General features: G+C 40.8%; 1 protein-coding gene. It reads left to right on the top strand.

The annotated features are described in order from the left end of the window. Window positions 1–261 precede the first annotated feature (261 nt). Window positions 262–1,485 carry an IS110 family transposase gene (locus tag V7122_RS25075; RefSeq protein ID WP_335529915.1) on the top strand — a complete coding sequence of 408 codons (1,224 nt, stop codon included), beginning with the start codon at window positions 262–264 and terminating at the stop codon, window positions 1,483–1,485. Window positions 1,486–1,609 lie beyond the last annotated feature (124 nt).

The following is a 1,609-nucleotide window of genomic DNA, read 5'->3' as shown; positions in this document are numbered from 1 at the left end:
CCCTTTAGCCGCCCATGCAGCGAAAAAATCAACACTGCACCACAGAGAATGAAAATGGATACGTCCCGTCAATACTGATTCTACGGCTGGGAGAGGAAGGTCGATCAACTATGGTGCCATTGAGCCCACCCTTTAGTCTGACTCCTTCGACCACGGTGCATCACTGACTGTTGCTCCCTTGCGGGAAGCACGCATGGTAGATTAATCCTATTCTGGTTGTTGCACCAGCCTCCATATTTTGTCGTAGAAAGGAAGATTACAATGGATGTAATCATTGAACGAGCATGTGGGATGGACGTTCATAAAGACTCTATAACTGCATGTATTCTTACACCAGAAGGAAAGGAGATTCAATCATTTTCAACGAAAACAGTGTTTTTGTTGAGGCTACTAGACTGGATTAAAGAACATAAATGTACTCATGTTGCCATGGAGAGTACGAGCGTTTATTGGAAGCCGATTGTGAATTTACTAGAAAGTGAGGGAATTGAATTTTCAGTGGTCAATGCCCAGCATATTAAGGCTGTTCCTGGACGGAAAACAGATGTAAATGATGCTGAGTGGATTGCAAAACTTCTTCGGCATGGTTTAATAAAAGCCAGCTATATTCCCGACAGAAATCAAAGAGAATTGCGGGAATTAGTTCGGTATCGTCGAAGCATAATTCAAGAACGAGCCAGGCAACAAAATCGAATTCAAAAAGTCTTAGAAGGAGCTAACATTAAACTTGGTTCGGTTGTATCACAAATTAAGGGTGTTTCCGCTATGGAAATGCTTCGAGCGATCGCTGATGGCGAAGATGACCCTGTAAAGCTGGCGAGTTTCGCTCGAAGAACATTAAAAAAGAAAAAAGAAGAACTTGAGCTAGCGTTGCATGGCTATATCAGCTCCCATCAACGAATGATGCTTAAAACTATTATCACTCACATGGACTTTCTTACAGATCAAATTGAGATGCTTGATAAAGAAATAGCAGAAAGAATGAGTTCTTTTTATGAAGATGTTGAACGATTAGATTCAATCCCAGGTGTCGCTACTCGAATGGCGGAACAGATTCTAGCAGAGATTGGAACTGATGTAAAAAATCAATTTCCAAGTGCCGCTCATATGTGTTCATGGGCAGGATTAGTTCCAGGACATAACGAAAGTGCTGGTAAAAGGAAATCTTCCAAAACAAAAAAGGGAAATAAATATTTAAAGTCAGCACTACAAGAAGCAGCTCATTCAGTGAGAGGATCGAAAAACTATCTGGGTGCACTATATAGACGTACAGCCGCAAGAAAAGGTACCAAACGAGCCTCAGTTGTTGTCTCTCATGCGATTTTACGTATCTGTTACTACCTTCTAACACGGAAAGAAATGTACGTAGACTTAGGCGAAGACTACTTTGATAAGCAAAGAGCACAAACCATTGTTCGACATTCCCTTCGAAGACTTGAAAGCTTAGGGTACACTGTCTCGTTGTCAGAAACCGAAGCCTCTTAATCCAGTCTAACTTACTTTGTAATAACCTATGAATCAGGCGATCTCTAAAAAAAAATGAATGAGCTACGTCTTCTTTAGTGTTGCCATTTTTCCCTATACGTAGAAGTTAATTTTCATGGTAGTT

This window comes from Bacillus sp. JJ1532, from assembly GCF_036965085.1.
In the GTDB taxonomy this organism is placed as follows: Bacteria; Bacillota; Bacilli; order Bacillales; family Cytobacillaceae; genus Cytobacillus.
Note: the sequence above shows the minus strand (reverse complement) of the source record. Positions and strands in the feature narration are given on the sequence as shown.

What these genes read in the sequence shown, in the direction of transcription:
- V7122_RS25075 (WP_335529915.1), top strand. Translation starts at nt 262, where the DNA reads ATGGATGTAATCATTGAACGAGCATGTGGGATGGACGTTCATAAAGAC.